This is a genomic window from Brevibacterium linens (assembly GCF_003999335.1).
Lineage (GTDB): Bacteria > Actinomycetota > Actinomycetes > Actinomycetales > Brevibacteriaceae > Brevibacterium > Brevibacterium linens.
Genome location: NZ_CP026734.1, coordinates 3488291 through 3509265 on the forward strand (window position 1 = coordinate 3488291; position 20975 = coordinate 3509265).

Sequence of the window (20975 nt, forward strand, 5' to 3'; positions counted from 1 at the left end):
GTGAGAATCGCTACGTGGAATGTGAACTCGATCCGTGCCCGCCACGACCGCATCGGGGCCTGGCTGGATCGTTCTGATGTCGATGTCCTGGCCATCCAGGAACTCAAGTGCAAGGATGCCCAGTTTCCCGAGGAGCTGTTCACCGAGCGCGGATACGAGGTCAGCTATCACGGCCTCAACCAGTGGAACGGGGTGGCCATCGCCTCGCGCGTCGGACTGGCCGACACCGAGATCGGGTTCACGGACATCCCTGTCTTCGGCTCGGAAGATCCCGTCGTCGAAGCCCGGGCGCTGTCGGTGACCTGCAACGATGTGCGCGTCTACTCGCTCTATGTGCCCAATGGCCGCGAACTCGACCACCCGCATTACGCGTACAAGCTCGACTGGTACAAGGCGCTGACGGCCGATATCGCCGCCCAGCTCAGTGCCGAACCGGAGAAGAAGCTCGTCCTCTGCGGTGACTTCAACGTCGCCCCGCTCGATGAGGACGTCTGGGATATGGCCGAGTTCGACGGCGCCACCCACGTCTCCGATGCCGAACGCGCCGCCTTCGACGAACTGCTTGGCGCGGGACTGTCCGAAGTCACTCGACAGTTCACGCCCGGCCCCGGCGTCTTTACCTTCTGGGACTACCAGAAGCTGCGGTTCCCGAAGAAGCAGGGCATGCGCATCGACTTCCAGCTCGCCTCACAGGCACTGGCGAAGACCGCGACCGCAGGCGAGATCGACCGCGAGGAGCGCAAGGGCAAGGGAGCGTCCGACCACGCTCCCGTCATCGTCGACTACGACGTCTGAGGCACCCTCGTCTCACCTTTCGGCACCCCGGCGCAACTTCAGCGTCGAAGCCATAGACATCTCCCCTCTCTTCTGGTGAAGTTGAATCAGGAGCTAGGAAGGTGACGAGGATGTCAGCAACTGTCCGTGAATTGGTCGACGAAGCCTACGACCGGCGTGAGTCCACCTGGAGAGCCGCCCTCGAGACGGTCAACGACTGGGTCGAGTCCGTCCGTGCTCCGTCCGCTCTGCTCTCCGGGGACCGAATCCGCGTCGTCGACGGTCGGATCAAGGATCGGCTGCGCACGGGCGAGAAGCTGCGCCGCAAGCTCGCCGATGCCAATGACGAGATCCACGAATCCGTCGAGGTCGAGAATCAGGTCATCGATGTCGTCGGGGCCCGCGTCATCTGCCGCACCGAACGCGAACAGTCGGCCCTGTGGGATCTGCTCACCGAGGTGAGTGACGATACGAACCTCTCCATCGCCGAGGTGCGCGACTACTCCGCGACCCCGAAGCCCTCGGGATACCGCGGCCGCCACCTCATCGTCGAGGTCCCCTTCGACTCCGAACCCTCCGTCCTCGTCGAACTCCAGCTGCGCACGATCATGCAGGACGCGTGGTGCGTGCTGGCCGAGGAGCAGCTGTTCAAACCCGGCCAGGCCCTGAAATCCGATCCCCAGCAGGAGCGGCTGTCGGTCATCCTCGCCGGACTCATGGCGCAGGCCGATTCCGTGGCCGGCTACATCGCCGATGACGTCGGCGCGTATCTGGGCATGGGCAATTCCGCCCCTCCGCGAGCCTTCGCCGAGGCGGACGAACCGACCGATCCGGCCATCGAGGTCACCATCCGCGAGCTCAACCACTCCTATGTCCTCGCCGCCGACGAGGTGGGCCGCCACGGCATCATCCGGCTCGAGACACTCGGGCTGACTCCCGACAATCCGGAGCGCTCGGCCTTCCCCCATCCCGGCGACAAGCTGCAGGTGCGCATGGACGAGTCGAACACCACGCGCTACTTCATCCCCGTCGGCCACGAGAGCTGAACGGCCCCGCATCGGCTCGGACAGACTGTGCTCAGTCACATTCGATGCCTCTGACCCCGCCGCCACAGGCACGCCTGCGAACCCAACAGCCTGGCACGCGCTCCACCGACTAGACTTGCGTCCCATGGGAAAGAAGTCGAAGCGCTCCAAGGAAGAACTCATCGCCAAACGCCTCGCCAGGGCGCAGGCCACGGCATTCGTCGCGCGTCCGTTCGCGGACCTGCCGTTCGAAGCCGACCTCATCTGCCTGCGTGAGCTCGTGCCCGCGGCCACCGCAACCGCGAAGCTCACCGAGGAATACGGCGGCCACGAAGTGACCATCACGTCCCTGCTGCCCGCCGCATGGCAGGCCTGGCGCCGCGACGACGGTGAGATCCTGGCCGGAATGCAGGTGCCCGTATCCTCGACCGACGCCTCCCGCGACGTCGCCCGCGGCCTGCTGGCCGCCGTCGACGCCGAACCCGGCACCTCCATCGAGGCAACGACCGAACCCGGTGAGGGCCCGCGTCTGCAGGACATCCTCGACACCTCTCACCCGTTCGACGTCCGCGTGCTCGAGAACTTCGACTACTGGGCCCTGCCCGAAGCCGAGTCCGATGCCGACGTCGCCGCCGCACTACAGCAGGCCAACGACTCCGTGGCCCCGACCGAGAAGCTCGCCTCCGTCGACTCCGCCTACTGGACCGAGATGTCCGGCCGCACCTACGTCCGCTGGGCCCGCCCCGAAGGTGAGGACCGCGTCGTCGATGCGATGGCCCGCCTGCAGGCAGAGAACGCCAACGACCTCGGCGGAATCGGCACCTTCCTCGGCTACTTCCGCGCCCACGGCATCATCGTTCCCGTCTGGGAACTCGAGTTCGGCACCCCAGTCGACGACGTCGACGAGCCCATCGCCGCGTTCGGCAAGCGCCTCGACGAAGCGCTGAACACGACCGAGCCGATGAGCACCGAGGCCCGCCGCGTCCGCTCGGGCATCGTGTCCCGCCAGCTGACCATCCACTGATATCCGTCACCACTCCATCACCGAGGCGGGACCCGAAAAAGGGTGCCCCACCTCGGTGATGGTGACGGACAGGAGAACCGACATGAGCGCACAGCCGCACCCCGCCCCCGAGGCAGTCGCCGCCATCATCCCCGCGATGAACGAATCCCAGCGGATCGGTGCCACCGTCACCGCGGCCAAGCAGATCCCCGGGGTCGACCTGGTCCTCGTCGTCGACGACGGATCGGCCGATGACACGGGGACTCGGGCCCGCCGGGCCGGCGCCGAGGTCATCACCCACCCGAAGAACAAGGGCAAGGCCGCGGCAATGATGACCGGGGCCTTCGCCGTGCGCAATCGGGAGATCTCCGACGCCGATCCGGGCGTCGACCCGCACCACCGAGCGCTGCTGTTCATCGATGGCGACCTCGAGGACTCCGCCATTAACACCGCCCCCCTGGCCGAGCCCGTGCTCGCCGGTCGGGCGGACATGACGATCGCGATCCTGCCCGCGCAGAAACGCAAGGGCGGAGGCTTCGGCTTCGTCGTCGGACTGGCGAAGAAGGGCATCGCCGAACTCTCCGGATTCGACGCCACCCAGCCCCTGTCGGGAATGCGCTGCCTGTCGAGGGAGGCCTTCGACGCGGCCCTTCCCTTCGCCGCCGGATGGGGCGTCGAGGCGGCTATGACCATCGATGTCGTGGGCGCCGGTCTGCGCGTCGAAGAGGTCGAATGCGACCTCCACCACCGCGTCACCGGGCGCGATCTCAAGGCGCAGCTGCACCGTGCCGCGCAGTACCGCGACGTCGCACGCGCGCTCCTCGTCCGCCGCCTCCGCGCGAAGCGGAAAGGCGGGGTACCAGCCGGCGGCGCAGGGTCAGCCGACGGCGCACCTTACGGTGAGAACCAGAAGGAGACCGGCAAGTGAGCCTCAACCGTTTCGCGTACCTCGGCCCTGAGGCCACTTTCACCGAGGCGGCCCTGCTCAGCTTCCTCGACTCCCGGAACCTGCGCGCCGAGGCCACGACTCATCCGATGCGCAACGCCCCCTCGGCACTCGATGCGGTACTCGAAGGTGACTGCGATGCCGCAGTCGTGCCGATCGAGAACTCGCTGGAAGGCGGGGTGCCCGCCACGATCGATGCGCTCACCGAGAACGGGCGTCTGCAGATCATCGCCGAGGTGGTCGTGCCCGTCCGCTTCGTCCTCGCCGTCAAACCCGGCACCACCAGGGAGGAGATCTCCTCCTTCGGTTCGCACCCGCACGGCGAGGCACAGGTGCGGGCGTTTATGAACGAGAACTTCCCCGAAGCCGTCTACCTGCCGACGTCCTCGACTGCCGCGGCCGCCAGGGATCTGGCCAATGACGCCGGTGACCATATGGCTGCCGTCTGCCCGGCCCTGGCCGCTCAGCGCTACGGACTCGAGATAGTCGCCGAGGACATCGGCGACCGCAAAGATGCCGTCACCCGATTCGTCGTGGTCACCCGCCCGGGTCCTCTGCCCGCTCCGACAGGGGCCGATAAGACGACCATCGTCGCGGCCCTGCGCTCGGACCGTGCGGGTTCGCTGCTCGAACTGCTCGAACAGTTCTCCAGCCGCGGGGTGAACATGTCCCGCATCGAATCCCGGCCGACCGGTGACGGGCTGGGCCTCTACCAGTTCTCGATCGATCTGCTCGGGCACATTTATGAAGCACGGATGGCCGAGGCTCTGCAGGGAGTTCACCGGGCGGCACTCACACTGCACTTCCTCGGCAGCTACCCGAGCTCCGACGGAGCCGTGGTGCCGGTCGACCCGACGACGACGGACGAGTCCTTCGCCGCAGCCGCCGATTGGCTCGACCGCACCCTCGAAGGCTGACGCATTCCGACCGGCGGCCCCCGTCCCAATTCGGTCCGCCTGCCCCTCTTCTCGCCGGGAAAATCTGCAATACTGAAACCTACTGGCAGGTAAGTGTGTCCAGATTGTCAGAGCCCTGAGCCCACCGGCCCAATTCGGACAATCCGAACCCACTTAACGTCGGTTCACACACCGGCGGAGACGACAGAGGAGTCGATTTTGGACACAGACAACCACACGTCCCCCGACGTGATCATCGTCGGAGCCGGACTCGCCGGTCTCGTCGCCGCCCACGAACTCACCCAGGCCGGCAAACGCGTGCTCATCCTCGACCAGGAGAACCGCGCCAACCTCGGCGGACAGGCGTTCTGGTCCCTCGGCGGACTCTTCCTCATCGACTCCCCCGAACAGCGGCGACTGCGCATCCACGATTCGCTCCAACTCGCCAAAGACGACTGGGCCACCTCGGCGGGATTCGACCGGGAGGACGATCATTGGCCCCGGAAATGGGCGGAAGCCTACCTCGAGTTCGCGGCCGGGGAGAAGCGCCGGTACCTACGTGACCTCGGCTTACGCCTAACACCGATCGTCGGTTGGGCCGAGCGCGGCGGTTCCGGAGCGGGCGAGCACGGCAATTCCGTGCCCCGGTTCCACCTCACCTGGGGCACCGGCCCCGAGGTAGTCCGGGTCTTTCGTGAACCCGTCGAGACTGCGGAGGCCGCCGGACTCGTCGAGTTCGCCTTCCGTCACCGCGTCGACGAACTCATCACCGAGGATGGGGCCGTCGTCGGTGTCCACGGGCGCACGCTCGCCCCCAGCCACACGGCCCGCGGAGTCGAATCGAACCGCGACGAACTCACCGACTTCGAATTCCGCGCTCCCGCCGTCCTCGTCACCACCGGCGGCATCGGACACAATTTCGAACTGATGAAGAAGTACTGGCCGGTCGACCGCCTCGGCGAGTTCCCGGACACGATGCTCGCCGGAGTGCCTGCTCATGTGGACGGACGGATGCTGCAGATCGCCGAGGATGCCGGAGCCAGCCTCATCAACCGGGACCGGATCTGGGCGTATACGGAGGGCATCGAGAACTGGAACCCGATCTGGCCGGGGCACGGGATCCGCATCATTCCGGGGCCGTCGTCGATGTGGTTCGATGCCGAGGGCCACCGGTTCCCTGCGCCGAACTATCCCGGCTTCGATACGAATCGGACGATGCGCACAATCCTGGAGACCGGGCACGACTATTCGTGGTTCGTGCTCAACAAGTCGATCATCCGCAAGGAATTCGCGCTCTCCGGTTCGGAGCAGAACCCGGACCTCACGGAGAAGGACATTCGGATCACGCTCGATCGGGTTCGCTCCTCCGATGCGCCGGGGCCGATCGAGGCTTTGAAGAAGTACGGCTCCGACTTCGTCGTGGCCGAGACCACCGAGGAACTGGTGGCGGGAATGAACGAACGCTCCCGCGGGCCGGTCATCGATCACGACCACCTCATCGCACAGATCCGGCAGCGGGACCGGCAGACCGAGCACGCTTTTTCGAAGGACGCGCAGGTCCAGGCCATCCACAATGCGCGGTCCTATCTGGGCGACAAGATCGTGCGTGCGGTCAAACCGCACAAGATCCTCGACTCGGCACACGGTCCGCTCATCGCGGTGCGCCTGAGCCTGCTTTCACGCAAGACCCTCGGCGGGCTGGAGACGAACCTCGACGGGCAGGTGCTGGCGGGAGCCGTCACTGGTGACAGCGCAGGTGGCACAGACTCGAACACACCGATCCCTGGCCTGTACGCGGCCGGCGAGGTCACCGGTTTCGGGGGCGGCGGAATGCACGGGTACAACGCGCTCGAGGGAACGTTCCTCGGCGGGTGCATCTTCTCCGGCCTGCGTGCCGGGCGCGCTGCCGCCGAGCAGGCGGGCCGTGCGGTGACATCTGTGCGACCGGAAAGCGGGTCTGCACGAGACGAAGCAGCGCACTCGTGACCGGCAGCGCGCGTTCAGCCCTCACCGTCTTAGTCACCGGCGGCACTTCGGGAATCGGCAGAGCCGTCGCCGAGGCGCTGTCGGCGAAAGGCTGCACGGTGCTGGCAACCAGCCGGAACCCGGACCGTCTCTCCCCTGCCGATCGGATCCCCGGCGTCAGTTATCTTCGGCTCGATCTCGCCGACCCGGATGGCCCCGACCGACTGGCCGCAGAGCTCGACGGGCTCGGTCTGCTCGAGAGCCTCGATGTGCTCATCAACAATGCCGGGGAGAGCCAGTCGGGTCCGTTCGAAGAGCTGCCGGCCGAGGCGATCGAACGGCTCTTCCGCACGAATGTGTTCGGGCCGGTTCGCTTGAGCCAGCTCGTTCTGCCCGGAATGCGTGCGAGGTGGGCGGGACGCATCATCATGGTCGGGTCGATGCTCGCCAGCTTCCCTTTGGCCCACCGCAGTTCGTATTCTGCGGCGAAGGCGGCTCTGCGCGCTTTCGCCACGGCGGCTCGGCAGGAGCTCTCACCCTTCGGCGTATGGGTGAGCACCGTCGAACCCGGATCGATCGCCACAGGTATCGGGCTGCGACGGACGAAGTACCTCGACGAGGGGTCGCCCTATACGCAGGACGTGACGACGATGCTCCAGCATCTCGACGCCAACGAACGCGGCGGCATTCCGGCCGCCAAGGTTGCGGCCACGATCGTCGATGCGATCATCGCGCCGAGGCCGCGAGGATTCTATGCCGTCGGCAGCAGAGCGCCGCTGCCGTTCCTGCTCCAGCGTGCGCTTCCCCGCGAGCTCGTATCGAAGATCGTCGCCGCCCAGCACGGGCTGAAGCGGTGAGCGCCTCAGTCGCCGGGTCCGGCGGCGGAGTGGTCATCTGACTACCGCAGGCGGGACGGGATGAGGTGTTGTGTAGTCGAGATGCCGAGCACCCGCTGCTGCCGCGACAGGTTGTACGTCCGATCGGACTGCAGGTACTTGACGAGGAAGAGCTTCGCTCGGTCCCCGCGCTTGAACACGCCCTTGATCTTGAGTCCGAGCTTCGCCGCGACCAGCGCCTTGTCCTTCGCCACGCCTTCGATGACGACCTGGTCGTAGCCCATCCGCGCGAAGTGCGTGACGATCGCCTCTTTGAGCCGGTACGGAATCGGGTCGCCGATATTGAAGGGTCCCGCCGCCGACGGCACGTCGAGGCAGGCGAGAGCGGCTCGCACCACATTGTCGACATGCGTCAGGGTGAGCTTCTGCCGACCGCCGCCGGGCAGCCGCAGCACACCCTTCTTGGCCAGCCTCGACAGGAACGGCATGAGCATCGTCTCCCCCGGACCGTAGACCGACGCGGGCCGGAGAATCGCGGCATCGGGGCGGATCCTCATGACAAGCTGCTCGGCGAGAGCGTGAGTGCGGGAGTAGGCGTCGGCGAATTCACTGGGGTCCTTCGGCCCGGCCTCCTCCCACAGCTCGGCGTGGGGTTCGGTCTGGGAGTACACCGTCGTCGAGGACAGGTGGACGATTCGGGCGACCGGGAAGGCATCGAGGACATGACGCGTGCCCGTCACCTTCACGGCGTAGAGATCGTCGTCATCAGCGCTGACCGAAGAGATTCCGGCACAGTGGAAGACCGAAGTCACGCTCTTGGCCAACGAGGTCACCGACGCGGGAGCAGGTTGCGTGATGTCCCAGTACTGGAAGTTCACCCCGGGGATCTCGGGGTCTCTCCGGCACAGGGCATAGACCGTTTCGTCCCGATTGGCGAGCGCCCGTGCAATGGCACCACCGATGAAGCCGCTGGCTCCGGTCACTATCACCGACACGACGGTCCTCTTCTCATCGTCACACCCTCCGCCTCAGCGGCGGTGCTGCCACTGCGGTTCCCTCTTGTTCAGGAAGGCATCGATCCCCTCCTGCGCATCGGCTGCGACGGCGTTGTCCGCCATCACCTGCGACATCCGCGCATAGGCATCGGCCACAGGCAGTTCCCGCTGTTCGTAGAACGCAGCCTTTCCTAGGGCAACTGTAGCCGACGAGGCGGACGCGACCTTGCGAGCCAATTCCAAGGTCGCCGACTCCAGATCGGCATCGGCGACGACATCCGAGACGAGACCGAACGTCAGCGCATCGTCAGCGGTCACGAAATCACCGGTCAGCAGCATCCGCATCGCCTGCTTCGCCGGCACCGCACGGGAGACCGACACCATCGGCGTCGAACAGAACAGCCCGATCTTCACCCCGGGGGTCGCGAACCTGGCGGATTCGGCGGCGACGGCCAGATCGCAGGTCGCCACAAGCTGGCAGCCGGCCGCCGTGGCCACTCCCTGGACCTGCGCGATCACCGGCTGCGGGATGGATCGGATGAGCTGCATCAGCCGTGCACAGGCATCGAACGTGACCTGCTGGGTCTCCAGATCCGCCCCGCGGATCTCGGTGAGGTCATGACCGGAACTGAACACATGACCGGCGGTCGACAAGATGACTGCGCGCACATCGGTGCGGTCGGCCACCTCGTTGAGGGTGTCGATGAGGGATTGCATCACCTTAAGCGACAGCGCGTTGCGCGTGGATGGCCGATTGATCGTCACGGACGCGACCCCGCCGTCGAGGTGGCCGAATACAATTGATTCCGACATAGCCTCATTCTGCCAAAGGCCACGGGCCCGGCGCGGAATCTGCGCCGACGATCTCCGCCCGCCTCCGGACCCATCCGCCCCGAGGGGAGCGGCACGGAAGGACTGGCATGACCACACTGCTGATGATCATCGGATTCGGTGCCGCCACCTCGGTGGTGGTCGGATTGGGGCAGAAGCTCAAACTTCCGTGGCCGGCACTCATGGTCCTCATCGGCATCGCCGGTGCGTTCATCCCCACCTTCGCCGAGGTGGCCATCGATCCGGAGCTCGTCCTCCCTCTCTTCCTGCCGCCCCTGCTCTTCGCCGCCGCACAGAAGACATCGTGGGCGCTGTTCGCGATCCGGTGGCGCACGATCCTCGGCATGTCCGTGGCCCTGGTCGGTGTCACCGTGGCCGCCGTCGCCGGGTCCGCGGTCTTCCTCATCCCCGGAATCACCATCGCCGCGGCCATCGCGCTCGGCGCCATGCTCGCCCCACCCGACCCGGTCGCTGTCGAAGCCGTGGCCAGCACCGTGTCGATCCCCCGCCGCATCATGTCGACCCTGCAGAGCGAAGGCCTGTTCAACGATGCCGCCTCCCTGGTCATCTTCCAGACCGCGATGGCCGCGGTATTGGCCGGCACCGAGGTGGACTACGCAGACCTGGCCGTGTCGTTCGTCATCTCCGCCGTCGTGGCGATCCTCGTCGGCCTGGTGCTGTCATTCGCCGCCTGGTGGGTGATGGAGAAGATCGATCACACGATCGCTCGGTCCTCCCTCATGCTCGTCCTGCCCTTCGGCGTCTACCTCGTGGCCGAGCACTTCCACGCCAGCGGGGTCATCGCCGTCGTCGTGGCCGCCCTCGAAGTGCGGCGCCGCGATGTCGAGGGGAACTCCGCGGAGCGGGTGACGCAGAACTCGACGTGGCAGGTCCTCGAGATGCTCATCACCGGGATCGCCTTCGGACTCATCGGCCTCGATCTGCGTCTCATCGTCGAATCCGAGCATGCCGACCTCGGGCGAGCGCTGCTCGTCGGCGGCTTCATCGCCGTCGTGGTCGTCGCCGTCCGCTTCGTGTGGCTGCTGCTGGGCACACTCATCGAACGCAAGCGACGCGAGGAGGATCCCGACGCCGCCCCCTTGAGCGTCCGCGATGCCACACTGATGACCTGGGGCGGGATGCGCGGCCTGGCCACAGTCGCCCTCGCCCTGTCGATCCCGGCCACGACGGCCTCCGGCGCCCCGTTCCCCGGCCGGTCGTATGTCGTCGTCGCGGCGGCGGTGGTCCTGCTGGTCACGCTGGTGCTGGCGGGCCTGAGCTTTCCGACAGTCGTCGCCGCCCTCGGCATCGACGACGAAGCGGAGAAGGAACATCAGGCGACCAGGGACATCGCACTGCGCGCCTACAAGGCCGCGATGCGCGAGATCAAGAACGATGACAGCCTGCCCGACGACATCATCGAACCCCTGCGTGCGAGGTTCAAAGTCCTGCACGATCAGCTCAGCGGAACCACCGATGACCAGGCGAGTTCGGAGCAGGCGATGGCGTTCAAGGAACACCGGGAGCAGATGTTGGCCGTGCAGAAGAAGGCCATGCAGTCCGCCCGCGCCGAGGTGCTCAAAGCTCGTCGTGAGCGCGGCACCGATCCGGAGGTCGCGGACAAGGTGCTCCACCGCTTCGACCTGCAGTCGGTCATCACAAGGTAGGGGCGGGTCGGTCCCGACCGGACGGGATTCCGGGCCGGTCCCGGTGGGGCAGGGGCACGCATCCGGGCGGGATGCTTCGACGAAGATTCCTCTGGAAATTCAAAGTTGAGCGGAATAGACTCAACTTTGTCGATGTTGTTCTAGGCGAGAGTTCAAATCAGCCCGGAATCTTAAGAAGGAGATGCGCAGATGGACGCACAGATGACAACCAAATCCCGGGAGGCGCTGCAGACTGCGGTCAACGACGTCGTCGCCCGGCACAACAACCAGATCGAACCGGCCCACCTCGTGGCCGCGCTGCTCAAGCAGCCCGACTCCCTGGCCTCGGCCCTGCTGACGAAGGTCGGCGCCGACCCGCAGTCGGTGCTCACCGCGATTGAAGCAGTGATCGGCGGGTTCCCCACGGTCAGCGGCGCCTCGGTCAGCCAGCCGGGCCTGTCCCGCGCCGGACTCGAGATGATGAACCTCGCGCAGGAGGAGATGACCTCCCTGGGCGATCAGTTCGTTTCTACCGAGCACCTGCTGCTCGCAGCGGCGGCCGGAGATGACGGCGCCGGAGAGACGCTGCGCGCGAATGGGGCGAACCGGGACGCACTGCTTGCGGCCCTGCCCGAACTGCGCGGAGGCAAGAAGGTCACTTCGGAGAACCCCGAGGACACCATGCAGTCGCTGGAGAAGTTCGGCGTCGACCTCACCGCCACCGCCCGCGAAGGCAAGCTCGACCCGGTGATCGGCCGCGACAAGGAAGTGCGCCGCGTCGTCCAGGTGCTCTCGCGCAGGACGAAGAACAACCCCGTCCTCATCGGTGATCCCGGCGTCGGCAAGACCGCCGTCGTCGAGGGCCTGGCCCAGCGGATCGTGGCCGGAGACGTGCCCGAATCGCTGCGGGACAAGACGCTGATCAGCCTCGACCTGTCCGCCATGGTCGCCGGTGCGAAGTACCGCGGCGAGTTCGAGGAGCGGCTCAAGGCCGTGCTCGAGGAGATCAAGAACTCCGACGGGCAGATCATCACCTTCATCGACGAGCTCCACACTATCGTCGGAGCCGGCGCCGGCGGGGACTCCTCGATGGACGCGGGCAATATGCTCAAGCCGATGCTCGCCCGCGGCGAGCTGCGGATGATCGGCGCCACGACTCTGGACGAGTACCGCGAGAACATCGAAAAGGACCCCGCCCTTGAGCGCAGGTTCCAGCAGGTGTTCGTCGGAGAGCCCAGCGTCGAGGACACGATCGCGATCCTCCGCGGGCTCAAGGAACGCTATGAGGCGCACCACAAGGTCTCGATCAATGACGGCGCGCTGGTGGCCGCGGCGACGATGTCGGACCGGTACATCACCGGCAGGCAGCTGCCGGACAAGGCCATCGACCTCGTCGACGAGGCGGCCTCCCGCCTGCGGATGGAGATCGACTCGGCTCCGGTCGAGATCGATGAGCTCCGCCGCGCCGTGGACCGCCTGAAGATGGAGGAAATGGCCCTGTCGAAGGAGACCGATTCCGCATCGGCCGAGCGCCTGACCGCCCTGCGCGCCGACCTCGCCGACAAAGAGGAGGAGTTGCGTTCGCTCGAAGCGACGTGGGAGTCCCAGCGTGCCGGCCTCAACCGGGTCGGTGAGCTGAAGACGAAGCTCGACGAACTGCGCTCGCAGGCCGAGAAGGCTCAGCGCGACACGGACCTCGAGACCGCATCCCGCCTGCTCTACGGGGAGATCCCCGCCGTGCAGAAGGAGATCGCCGAAGCCGAAGCAGCAGAGGCTCAGGCCGACGCCGGTCAGACCTCGGATCCGATGGTCTCGGACAAGGTCTCGAGCAGCGATATCGCCGAGGTGGTCTCCTCCTGGACGGGCATCCCCGCAGGACGCCTCGTCCAAGGTGAGGTCGAGAAGCTGCTCGAAGCCGAGAACATCCTCGGTGAGCGCCTCATCGGTCAGAAGAACGCCGTCGCCGCGGTCTCCGATGCCATCCGCCGTTCGCGTGCGGGTGTCGCCGACCCCGACCGTCCGACCGGTTCGTTCCTGTTCCTCGGGCCCACCGGTGTGGGTAAGACGGAGCTCGCGAAGTCGCTGGCGGACTTCCTCTTCGACGATGAGAAGGCCCTGATCAGGATCGATATGAGCGAATACGGTGAGAAGCACACCGTGTCCCGCCTCGTCGGTGCCCCTCCGGGCTACGTCGGATACGACGAGGGCGGCCAGCTCACCGAGGCGGTCCGCCGTCGTCCGTACTCCGTCGTCCTGCTCGACGAGGTGGAGAAGGCGCACCCGTCCGTCTTCGACATCCTGCTGCAGGTCCTCGATGATGGTCGGCTCACCGATGGTCAGGGCCGTACGGTCGATTTCAGGAACACCATCCTGATCCTGACTTCGAACCTCGGTTCGCAGTTCCTCGTCGACACGAACCTGTCGACCGAGGAGCAGAGGTCCAAGGTGCTCGATGTCGTGCATTCGACGTTCAAGCCCGAGTTCCTCAACCGGCTCGATGACATCGTGCTCTTCGACGCACTCAGCCAGACCGAGCTCGCGTCGATCGTCGATCTGCAGATCGCGCACATGTCGCGCAGGCTCTCCGACCGCCGGATCTCGCTCGAGGTCACTCAGGGTGCCGAGGACTGGTTGGCCCTCGAAGGCTACGATCCAGCGTTCGGTGCCCGGCCGCTGCGTAGGCTGGTCCAGCGCGAGATCGGCGACAAACTGGCCCGCGCGCTGCTGGCCGGCGACATCGTCGACGGGGACACCGTGGTCGTCGACCTGCCCGAGGATCCCGAGGCCACCGGCCTGGAGCTGCGCCCCAAGCGCTGAGTCTCCCGGCCACGCGGGTTCAGCCCAGTCTGAGTTGGAAAGCACATGTTTGAACATGGGCTATTCAACTCAGACTGGGCTGTTCCGCCTACCGATGCCGGCCGAACGCGGGAACTGCGAATGTCTTCGCCGACAGGAGGAGTGGCTGAGAGTCGTTGCGGCGCAGTTCCCTCAGGCGGCACAGAACGAGGGCACTGAACTGGAGCACAGAGTCGAATGGGACATGTTCTTCCGAATCGCTCACTTTCTTCGGTGAGCATTTCAGAGAAACATGTCCCATTCTGCGCCTGCAGGACGCTGAGCACCGTCTGCTGGAGGCTGTGCGCGCGGTCTACTTGCCGCGGGAGCCTGCGGAAGTCCGTGCGCCGGCCTTCGCGGCATTCCCACCGGCCACTCGACCAGCCGAACCGCCCGAAGCCTCACCAGCACCCCGCGGCGCCGATGACGTCCACCAGTGCCGCAGGTAGGCGGAGACCTTCGCGAACGAACGGTCGCGGATGAAGATCGCATCGACGGCGATCATCGTCAGCGAGAACCACGGCAGGCCCATGAGCAGCGCGATGCCCAAGTGGAAGGACAGGATGCCCAGCAGCGCGATGATGCGGGTGTAGCGGTTGAAGAGCATGAACGGGAAGGCGCACTGGAAGAGGATCGAACCCCACGAGATCGCCACGACCATCGGCCCCCACGCCGTGACCAGGTCCGACAGCACCGGCCACGTCCCGAACTGCTGAGTGTGCAGCGGGTTGTACACGGCGAAACCGTGCTGCCAGGCTTCACCTCCGGCCTTGTACAGACCACCCGACATGTAGATCGCACACACCTGGAACGCGAGCACGACGATCGCCAGATTGTTGGCCATGATGAGCGCCCAGCGACACTGACCGCCGTCGGTGTCCGGGAACTCCGGATTCCGCGCCCGCCGCCTGGCATCGAGGGACCACCGGCGTGTCGTATCGGCGAAGAGCATCGCGATCATGAACATCCTGTAGGCGTTGTCGCCCTGGTCGCCGGCCCCGTCGTTGAGCTCGATGAAGCTCACCCACAGCACGAGGTAGATCGGCAGGACGATGCGCGTGCGCCAGCCGAGGATGATGACGATCGCCAACAGCGCGAGTCCGATCAGCATCGCGGTGAACAGCGGCGGCACAGTCACCGCCCGGTGGAAGAGGGAGAAGAGCCAGATGTTCGGGAAGTCGCTCTTCGGTTCGGCGATCTCCCCGTTCCAGGCCGCCCCCACCCCGAAGGCGTAGTGCCGAGCGCTGAAGTTCGTGAGGATGAGGCCGAGACCGGTGAGGCCGATGAGGATCCGCGTCACCGCCAGACCGTACGTCGCGTGGTACCGGCCGGTGAGCATCTCCTCGAGCCAGTTCCACCCCTGCGCGAGCTTCGTCCGCACGAGGGCCGTCACCGGGACGAGCCCGAATTCGGGGGCGGAGACCTGCGCCGAGGCGGTCGTACCGGTCCGCTGGTCCGTGACCTCTGCGTCACGGTCGTCCCTGCCGGTCGTGTTGTCACTGTTCACCGACGCACCTCACTTCGTCGGAGGCGCAGAAGTACTTCGTGAATTCCTCCTGGGACTGGTCGTCTTCGACGACGAGTGCGCGCCAGCCCACGGGGACGGGCTGGATGTTCGGACGTTTCGCGCCTTTGTCGTTGCGGTCGGCGAACGGTACGACGTTCTGGCGGGCGGCCTGGTATTGGACGCGCTGGACATCGTCGCCCCAGATGGCCTTGGCCACCTGGGTCGCATAGGCCGTGGCCAGGTGTTCGCTCTCGAGATAGGCCGGGATCGCGTTCTCCGGGTCGTCGTACTCCTTCATCTTCGTCTCCAGTCGGTCGACGGAGTCATCGCCCTTGAAGTAGTCGAGTTTGACGATCGCCTTCTGGTCGTCGGGCAGATCCTCCCACGAGCCCTTGATGTCCGAGGCCACTCCGATGCCCAGTCCCGCCGACCGCGGCGGGAAGAGCTTGTAGGTGGAGTGGTCGAGTTCGACGTCGGTGGCCCGCACCCACTGAGTGATCTCTTCGCCGCTGTCGGTTGTGATCACCGCGCGCACGTCGAAGTAGTAGTCTCCGTTGATCGGTTCGGGGGCGAACACGCTCCACGACTGTCCCCACAGCGGGATCATGTATTTGGAGAGCAGATCACCGGGAATCACCTCCCGCATCGTCGACGCAGGGGCGATCCACAGGAAGCTGGCGAAGATATGGAACCCCGTGATCGCCATCGCGATGACCATCAGGGTCCGTTTCACCGCCGAACGTCGCCGAGGTGTGACCTCGGTCGGCTCATTGTCCATCTCGGTTCCGGATTTCTTTTGGGAGTACGACAGTCGTCACCGCTGGTCCCGCACCGCGCTGGTCGCTTCGCAGTTCCCTCGGTGACAACGCACAGTCAATAGCGTACTTCAGCTGTGGCAGTGCCCGCCCGGGTGTCGGCACAATCATTCGCGGTCATCAGACGCACGATGACCCATCATCCGCGACCACCGCACACACGATGTCCCACCTTTCGCGGTCGCAGGCACGATGGCTCGCCGAACCACGGCAGACCGACCACGGCCGCCTCGCCGGCCCACGGCAGAGCGCCGCCTATTCGCCGGCTCGCAGCCACGCCTTGACCGCTTCGGTGGAATCGCCGAGCGTCGGCGGGGCCAGTTCGTAGCTGGGCGGAGTCTCGGACAGTCGGATCGGGTTGGCCACGGTGGGGATGACGCGATCTCCCTGACCCGCCTCGGCGACGGGTTTGAGCCCCAGCGACGATGCCAGGTCCACGCCCTGGGCGATCGAGTTGATCGGTGCGCAGGGCAGCCCCGCCTCGGTGAGGATGTCGAACCATTCCTGATTCGTCTTCTCACTCAGCGCGGCGATGAGCTCGGGTTCGAGGTCATCGCGGTTGACGTTGCGGTCGGCGAAGTTCGCGAACCGTTCATCGGCAGCCCATTCGGGGTGGCCGAGCACCTCGGCGAGCCGGGCGAACTGCTTGTCGTTGCCGCACGCGATGATGATCTGCCCCTCGGCGGTGGGCATCGGCTGGTACGGGTAGAGGCTCGGGTGCTTGTTGCCCATCGCCTGCGGAGTCACGCCGCCGGCCACGTACGCCGAGGTCTGGTTCGCCAGACCGGACAGCGCCGAGGACAGCAGGTTCGTCTCCACCAGCTGACCGACCCCGGTGTCCTTGCGATGGTTGAGCGCACCGAGGATGCCCACGGCCGTGTGCAGCCCCGTGATCACGTCGACGACGGCGACACCGGCCTTGACCGGGCCCGATTCCTCGGATCCGGTCACCGACATGAATCCGGACAGACCCTGGATGAGCAGATCGTAGCCGGGCTGCGGGTTGCCTCGACCGAAACCCGTCACCGAGGCGTAGACGATTCCGGGATTGACCGCGCTGACCGTGTCATAGTCGAGGCCGTACTTCGCCAGTCCCCCGGCCTTGAAGTTCTCCACGAGCACGTCCGCACGAGCGGCCAGCTGCTGCGCGAACGCGAGATCATCCTCGTCCTTGAAATCGAGGACGACGGAGTGCTTGTTCCGGTTCGCCGTGAGGAAATACGTCGCATCATCCCCTCGCCGAGGCGGCGCCCAGTGACGTGTATCGTCCCCGGTCGTCCCCTCCACTTTGATGACCGTGGCACCCAGGTCCGCAAGCATCATCGTCGCGTAGGGGCCGGCGAGGACTCGCGAGAAGTCGGCCACGACGGTTCCGGCCAGCGGCCCCGTCCCCTGCCGACCGAATGCTGCGTCTGCGTCCGCTGCTGACAACTGATGCCTCCCTTGGCACGTTCGACTTGTCTGTTCTCCGCCCGACTATACGGAATCGACATGGCTGCCCTGGACTGCGGGTTGCGCGAGAGCGGAAACGAGTCGAGAGCCGGGCAGGTCGACAACGAAATCCGTCGACCGCCGTGGCGAGATTCTGGCTACACTCGGCCTCAGTGACCGGCCAAGCGAAGGGACGAACGATGACGTTGCACATGCCGGCGGAGACCGCCGCCCAGGATCGAGTCTGGATGGCGTTCCCGTCGTCGGGCTACGCCCTCGGCGATACGGAAGCAGAGGCCGAGGCCGCACGCGCCACCTGGGCCGCCGTCGCCCGCGCCACCAGCGAATTCACCCCAGTCACGGTCGTGGTGACCAGGGCACAGACCGATCATGCCAAGCGCCACCTCGGCGAGGGGATCACCCATGGGATCACGATCGTCAACGCCGACCTCGACGATGCGTGGATGCGCGATATCGGGCCGAGCTTCGTCATCGACGAGGCGGGCGCGCTGCACGCGGTGGACTGGGTGTTCAACGGCTGGGGTGCGCAGGAGTGGGCGAGTTGGGATCACGACGAGCACATCGGGAAATTCGTCGCGGACCTCGCCGGGACACCCGTGGTGTCTTCGGATCTGCGCAACGAAGGCGGCGGAATCCACGTCGACGGTGCGGGCACCGTGCTTGCCACGCGCAGCGTCCAACTCGATCCCGGGCGCAACCCGGGGCTGACGGAGGCCGATGTGGAGGCCGAATTCGCGCGCACGATCGGGGCGAAGAAGGTCATCTGGCTCGACCGCGGACTCCACCGGGACAACCAGACCTTCGGCACCCGAGGACACGTCGACATCGTCGCCGCGATGCCCAGCCCAGGCGTCGTGCTCGTCCACGATCAGCGCAATCCCGAGCATCCGGACTTCGAATTCAGTCGCGGACTCAAGGAGCAGTTCGCGGCCGAGACCACGGCCGACGGCACACCGTTCGAGGTCGTGCCGATCCCGGCCCCCGAGGTGCTGCGCGACGAGGAGGGATGGGTCGACTACTCGTACGTCAATCACCTCGTCACCAACGGCGGGGTCATCGCGTGCACCTTCGATGATCCGATGGACGCCGAGGCGGCTGCCGTGCTCGAACGCGTCTACCCGGGCCGGAAGGTCGTCGGGGTCGATGCTCGCGAGCTCTTCGCCCGCGGCGGCGGAATCCACTGCATCACTCAGCAGCAGCCGAGTCTCGGCTGAGCCGGACAGGGCACAATCGCAATCACCGCGTGCCGGCCCGGTGGCCGTGGGGAATCCGCTTCAGCGGCGCAATCCATACCCGTACGGGCCCCACTCGGTATAAGGTGGTTCCAGAGGGCACAGAGCCCGTGCGCGGCCACATCGTTGCCCGGACCTGTGTCGCACAGCAGAGCCGAATACGGTGACGTCGAGTTGCGAAGAGGAGCAAGACCATGAAGAAGAGATTGATTCTCCTGGCCGGTCTCGGAGTCGGATTCATCCTGGGATCACGCACCGGGCGCCAGAGCTACGAACGGCTGAAGGCCCAGGCTCAGGAACTGTGGACCGACCCGCGCGTCCAGGACACCGTGGAAAAAGCCAACCAGTCGATCCGCGAGAAGTCGCCGGCCGTCGCCGATGCCGTGCAGACCGCGGCCGACAAGGTCAATGCCGCCGCAGCCACGAATACTCCGGTCTCCGAATTCGACGGTGACGAGGATTCGGCCGGCGCGAAGGCATCGGGCGGTGCCGCCAAGCACTCGCCGTCACCGAAGGCGAAGGACACGATTGCCGATCCCGAGCGTCACCTCGACGACGAAGGCCCGGCCGGAGTCGCCGACGACGACTGAGAATCGGCTGGCTGAGTCAGTCGGCAACAGCACAGAAAAAGGTGAACAGCCCATGTTGGAAACTGGGCTGTTCACCTTTTTCTGTGCTGTTTGCGGATTCCGGCGTCTACAGCAGTGAGCTCGTCAGGCGGGCCACGTTCTCCACATACTTCTTCAGCATCGGTCGCGCCTCCCATTCCTCGGCATTGAGTTCGACCGAATTCGGCGCGTAGCGTTCGGCTTCGAGGTCATACATGCGCTGCGTGAATTCCTTGTTGACGATGAAGAGGGTGACCTCGAGGTTCATCGCGAATGACCGTTCGTCCATATTTGACGAACCGATGATCGAAACGTCGTCGTCGATGATGAGGAACTTCGAGTGCAGCACCGTCGGAGCGTGGTACATGAAGATCCGCACCCCGGCCCGCACCAGCTCGTCATAATAGGATTGCTGCGCCTTGTGGGTCAGCCAATGTTCGCTCGTCTCACCGACGTACAGGCGCACATCGACCCCGGATCTGGCCTCCGTCGTCAGCGCGTGCAGCAGCGATTCGTCGGGCACGAAATACGGTGAGCAGACGACGACCCGGTGATTCGCGTTGTAGATGAGGTGGTTGAACAGGCGCAGATTGTTCTCGTCTTCGAACCCCGGACCCGACGGCACGATCTGAGCCTGGATGCCACCGAACTCGGGGGCCTCGAGTTCGAAGCTGTCGGGTTCGTCGAGGATCTCATCGGTCTCCGAATACCAGTCTGCGATGAACACGGCATCGAGCTCTTCGACGACCGGCCCCCGGCATTCCACCGACAAGTCCTTCCACTGGAAGCCCTTCCGACGGTTGCGGGCCTTGTTGTACGTGCGGTCGATGATGTTCTGCGAACCGGTGAACGCGACCTGCCCGTCGACGACGAGGATCTTGCGGTGATTGCGCAGGTCGGGCCTCTGGTATTCGCCGCGCCAGGGGCGGATCGGCAGCGCACGGCGCCAGCTGACGCCCGAGGCGTCGAGCCGTTTGACCAGATCCGAATAGCCCGGATATCCCAGCGATCCGACGTGGTCGATGAGGATGCGCACGCTGACTCCGCGCCGGTGGGCGGCCAGCAGCGATTCGAGCAGCCGCCGCGTCGTGTCATCGATGGCGACGATGTAGAACTCGAAGTGCACGAACCTCTTCGCCCGGTCGACGGCATCGGCCATCGCCTCCATGCAGGCGTGATTGTCGACGTGGAGTTCGAAGCCGTTGCCGTGCGTCATCGGCAGAGCGCCGAGGTCGAAGTTCAGCTGCGCGGCGGTGCTCAGCGGTTCGGGCATATGGTCCCTCTGCCCGATGATCGCCCGATTGCGCAGCTGGTCCCGGATGAGATCGTTGATCTGCGACTGCTTGTCTCTCCGGCGCTTGGGCAGCTTCGCCGAACCCAGCAGCAGGAACGCCGCGATGCCCACATAGGGGATGAGGAAGATCGCGAGCAGCCAGCCGAGCGCGACCGACGGCCTGCGGTTGTGCGGAATCCAGCCGAGCGCGATGATGCGGATGATCAGGTCGATCAACAGCAGGATGATGATCAGCCAGTTCGGCCACGCCTGGTCGATGGTGAAGAACGGATAGATCCCGAAACTGCTCATATAGTGCCCGTTCAGCTCCGCCCT

The 20975-nt window shown here is 65.7% G+C and carries 17 protein-coding genes; 11 read left to right on the forward strand and 6 right to left on the reverse strand.

The genetic code is table 11. From position 1 onward, the window contains the following. The 7 genes from CXR29_RS15745 to CXR29_RS15775 all read left to right on the forward strand — a co-directional run bounded on the left by CXR29_RS15745 (position 1) and on the right by CXR29_RS15775 (position 7466). Positions 1–795 carry an exodeoxyribonuclease III gene (locus CXR29_RS15745; RefSeq protein WP_101554345.1) on the forward strand — a complete coding sequence of 265 codons (795 nt, stop codon included), beginning with the start codon at positions 1–3 and terminating at the stop codon, positions 793–795. A gap of 110 nt (positions 796–905) precedes the next feature. Then, a complete protein-coding gene (locus CXR29_RS15750; RefSeq protein WP_101554346.1) occupies positions 906–1820 on the forward strand; it encodes a GTP pyrophosphokinase in 915 nt (304 codons plus the stop codon). Between the two features lie 124 nt (positions 1821–1944). Then, entirely contained in the window at positions 1945–2823 is an 879-nt protein-coding gene (locus CXR29_RS15755; RefSeq protein WP_101554347.1) for a DUF5926 family protein, read from the forward strand. Between the two features lie 82 nt (positions 2824–2905). Next, on the forward strand, positions 2906–3730 hold the full coding sequence (locus CXR29_RS15760; RefSeq protein WP_127365042.1) for a glycosyltransferase family 2 protein: 825 nt from the start codon (positions 2906–2908) through the stop codon (positions 3728–3730). After that, positions 3727–4665 (forward strand): prephenate dehydratase, encoded by a 939-nt coding sequence (gene pheA, locus CXR29_RS15765; protein ID WP_127365043.1) that lies wholly within the window; start codon positions 3727–3729, stop codon positions 4663–4665. Before CXR29_RS15760 ends, pheA begins: the two co-directional genes overlap by 4 nt. Before the next feature lie 198 nt (positions 4666–4863). Beyond that, complete coding sequence (locus CXR29_RS15770) at positions 4864–6630, forward strand: FAD-binding dehydrogenase (protein WP_206516232.1); 1767 nt, start codon at positions 4864–4866, stop codon at positions 6628–6630. Beyond that, the gene (locus tag CXR29_RS15775; RefSeq protein WP_127365044.1) at positions 6627–7466 is read left to right on the forward strand and encodes an SDR family NAD(P)-dependent oxidoreductase; all 840 of its coding nucleotides are present in this window, start codon (positions 6627–6629) and stop codon (positions 7464–7466) included. The genes CXR29_RS15770 and CXR29_RS15775 overlap by 4 nt, the downstream gene beginning before the upstream one ends. A 41-nt stretch (positions 7467–7507) precedes the next feature. Here the strand turns inward: CXR29_RS15775 and CXR29_RS15780 are convergent, their stop codons facing one another. Further along, positions 7508–8440 (reverse strand): NAD-dependent epimerase/dehydratase family protein, encoded by a 933-nt coding sequence (locus CXR29_RS15780; RefSeq protein WP_101554351.1) that lies wholly within the window; start codon positions 8438–8440, stop codon positions 7508–7510. Positions 8441–8473: 33 nt separating this feature from the next. Further along, positions 8474–9253, reverse strand: coding sequence for an enoyl-CoA hydratase (locus CXR29_RS15785; RefSeq protein WP_127365045.1), 780 nt, complete (start codon positions 9251–9253; stop codon positions 8474–8476). Between the two features lie 107 nt (positions 9254–9360). Between CXR29_RS15785 and CXR29_RS15790 the strand changes: the two genes are divergently transcribed. Next, positions 9361–10938: a Na+/H+ antiporter gene (locus tag CXR29_RS15790; RefSeq protein WP_127365046.1), complete on the forward strand. Its 1578-nt coding sequence runs from the start codon at positions 9361–9363 to the stop codon at positions 10936–10938. A gap of 189 nt (positions 10939–11127) precedes the next feature. Further along, the gene (gene clpB, locus CXR29_RS15795; RefSeq protein WP_101554354.1) at positions 11128–13734 is read left to right on the forward strand and encodes an ATP-dependent chaperone ClpB; all 2607 of its coding nucleotides are present in this window, start codon (positions 11128–11130) and stop codon (positions 13732–13734) included. A 331-nt stretch (positions 13735–14065) separates the two neighbouring features. Here clpB and CXR29_RS15800 read toward each other — a convergent pair whose 3' ends face one another. The 3 genes from CXR29_RS15800 to CXR29_RS15810 form a co-directional block, all read right to left on the reverse strand. After that, the gene (locus CXR29_RS15800) at positions 14066–15259 is read right to left on the reverse strand and encodes an HTTM domain-containing protein (RefSeq protein WP_240812222.1); all 1194 of its coding nucleotides are present in this window, start codon (positions 15257–15259) and stop codon (positions 14066–14068) included. Beyond that, a complete protein-coding gene (locus tag CXR29_RS15805; protein ID WP_101554356.1) occupies positions 15249–16037 on the reverse strand; it encodes a DUF5819 family protein in 789 nt (262 codons plus the stop codon). The genes CXR29_RS15800 and CXR29_RS15805 overlap by 11 nt, the downstream gene beginning before the upstream one ends. 292 nt (positions 16038–16329) lie before the next feature. After that, positions 16330–17505 carry a CaiB/BaiF CoA transferase family protein gene (locus tag CXR29_RS15810; RefSeq protein WP_101554357.1) on the reverse strand — a complete coding sequence of 392 codons (1176 nt, stop codon included), beginning with the start codon at positions 17503–17505 and terminating at the stop codon, positions 16330–16332. A 200-nt stretch (positions 17506–17705) separates the two neighbouring features. On the opposite strand from CXR29_RS15810, the gene CXR29_RS15815 reads away from it, so the two are divergent. Then, entirely contained in the window at positions 17706–18740 is a 1035-nt protein-coding gene (locus tag CXR29_RS15815) for an agmatine deiminase family protein (RefSeq protein WP_101554358.1), read from the forward strand. Between the two features lie 212 nt (positions 18741–18952). Next, positions 18953–19348 carry a hypothetical protein gene (locus CXR29_RS15820; protein ID WP_025779019.1) on the forward strand — a complete coding sequence of 132 codons (396 nt, stop codon included), beginning with the start codon at positions 18953–18955 and terminating at the stop codon, positions 19346–19348. Between the two features lie 106 nt (positions 19349–19454). On the opposite strand, the gene cls is transcribed toward CXR29_RS15820, so the two are convergent. Further along, complete coding sequence (gene cls, locus CXR29_RS15825) at positions 19455–20951, reverse strand: cardiolipin synthase (RefSeq protein WP_127365047.1); 1497 nt, start codon at positions 20949–20951, stop codon at positions 19455–19457. Positions 20952–20975: the final 24 nt, after the last annotated feature.

What these genes read in the sequence shown, in the direction of transcription:
- CXR29_RS15755 (WP_101554347.1), top strand. Translation starts at nt 1,945, where the DNA reads ATGGGAAAGAAGTCGAAGCGCTCCAAGGAAGAACTCATCGCCAAACGC.
- CXR29_RS15750 (WP_101554346.1), top strand. Translation starts at nt 906, where the DNA reads ATGTCAGCAACTGTCCGTGAATTGGTCGACGAAGCCTACGACCGGCGT.
- CXR29_RS15785 (WP_127365045.1), bottom strand. Translation starts at nt 9,253, where the DNA reads ATGTCGGAATCAATTGTATTCGGCCACCTCGACGGCGGGGTCGCGTCC.
- clpB (WP_101554354.1), top strand. Translation starts at nt 11,128, where the DNA reads ATGGACGCACAGATGACAACCAAATCCCGGGAGGCGCTGCAGACTGCG.
- CXR29_RS15790 (WP_127365046.1), top strand. Translation starts at nt 9,361, where the DNA reads ATGACCACACTGCTGATGATCATCGGATTCGGTGCCGCCACCTCGGTG.
- CXR29_RS15805 (WP_101554356.1), bottom strand. Translation starts at nt 16,037, where the DNA reads ATGGACAATGAGCCGACCGAGGTCACACCTCGGCGACGTTCGGCGGTG.
- CXR29_RS15760 (WP_127365042.1), top strand. Translation starts at nt 2,906, where the DNA reads ATGAGCGCACAGCCGCACCCCGCCCCCGAGGCAGTCGCCGCCATCATC.
- CXR29_RS15815 (WP_101554358.1), top strand. Translation starts at nt 17,706, where the DNA reads ATGACGTTGCACATGCCGGCGGAGACCGCCGCCCAGGATCGAGTCTGG.
- cls (WP_127365047.1), bottom strand. Translation starts at nt 20,951, where the DNA reads ATGAGCAGTTTCGGGATCTATCCGTTCTTCACCATCGACCAGGCGTGG.
- CXR29_RS15820 (WP_025779019.1), top strand. Translation starts at nt 18,953, where the DNA reads ATGAAGAAGAGATTGATTCTCCTGGCCGGTCTCGGAGTCGGATTCATC.